This window comes from Moorena sp. SIO4A1 (genome assembly GCF_010672065.1).
Lineage (GTDB): Bacteria > Cyanobacteriota > Cyanobacteriia > Cyanobacteriales > Coleofasciculaceae > Moorena.
Window position 1 is genome coordinate 1 of record NZ_JAAHHX010000800.1, and the last position, 1,317, is coordinate 1,317.

Below are 1,317 nucleotides of genomic sequence, written 5' to 3' on the forward strand. Positions count from 1 at the left end.
ACTTCCAGGGTTGAGTGTAGAGGTTCGTATAGTGGATTAACTTCGTATCGTTGTCATAGTAATCAAAGACATTCCAAAGGGGGTCTAGTTCTCCGATCTGGTAATTGTGATGAGCAAGAAAAGCAGGACTCATACGGGCAAAGTCAGGGTAAGAATACAGACCTTGCTCAATTTCGTCGTAGTAGGTTTCTAAATCAAATTTGCATTTTTGACAATCGATCAGCATTACGCTCAAGCCCCAAAGGTCTTTAGCTTCACTGCTATAAGCTCTTTTTACCAGGAAATCACAGCCATTCAAAGGTGTGTCTAATAGTTCACCAATATCAGTCAAACAGATAGTATCTGAGTCAATATAAATAGCTTTACCTTGATAGTTACAGAGCTGTGGAATCAAATATCGATAGAGACTAAACTCAGTTGTATTCCGATATTTAACTCTTAAGGACATGGGAGCGAGATAAGGCTGATAATCATTAAGTTCAATAGCATTGTGGGTGCCATTGAAAACATAAATATCCAGTTCCCTATGGCTATGCTTACGAAGAGAGTAAATTGAGACTTTCCTCTCCAGTAGACTCGCTTCGCCAGATCCGATAAATACTCGCACACGCTCTTGATTTTTCATGGCTAATTTTCCTAATAGTGCTAGGAATTATTTATTAGTAATAATTTGATTAGATCAATCTAGTTGACTTTGACTAGTCTTGGAAAAAACTTGATCCTGTTTACTCTCTTTAGGTTCACCACGTTTACGAATAACCTTGCCTGGTACTCCTACAACTACGGAGTAAGGCTCAACACTCTTGGTTAAAACTGTCCCAGCACCGATGACAGAACCTCTACCTATTCTGCAACCATCAAGGATTCTTACTCCCGCCCCTATCCAAACATCATCTTCTATAATGACACCTTTCTTAATAGACGGTTGAAGGTCGATAGGCGTATCAAGATCATCAAAGGTATAGTTTGAAGTAACAATTACAGTATGGGTAGCGATTCTGACCCAGTTTCCTATAACTAAGTCACCTGCACCATAAAAAAAACAGAAAGGGTTGACACTACAGTCACTACCAATTTTTATCTTACCCTGTGCAGATATGAGCATTGCTGAACTTCGGATAATTGAGCGATCGCCAATATGAATAGCAGAGTCTTCCAAATTACATTCAAGAGTTACATTATTTTCTACAGTGACTCGATTTCCAATAAAAAATTTACTTAAATTATTTTTGATTACGCTTTGGCCTATATAACAGTCTTCCCCAAGATTTCCCAGGTTTTTACGGTAATATTTTTGTCTTACTTTTTTTTTATAGT

General features: G+C 37.9%; 2 protein-coding genes. Both read right to left on the reverse strand.

Features of this window, described 5'->3' with window-relative positions; translation table 11 throughout:
* Positions 1-625, reverse strand: a 625-nt coding sequence (locus tag F6K53_RS43015; protein WP_293086774.1) for a glycosyltransferase, incomplete at its 3' end; no start/stop codon positions are given.
* A 54-nt stretch (positions 626-679) separates the two neighbouring features.
* On the reverse strand, positions 680-1,317 hold a 638-nt coding region (locus tag F6K53_RS43020), incomplete at its 5' end, for an acyltransferase (RefSeq protein ID WP_293086777.1).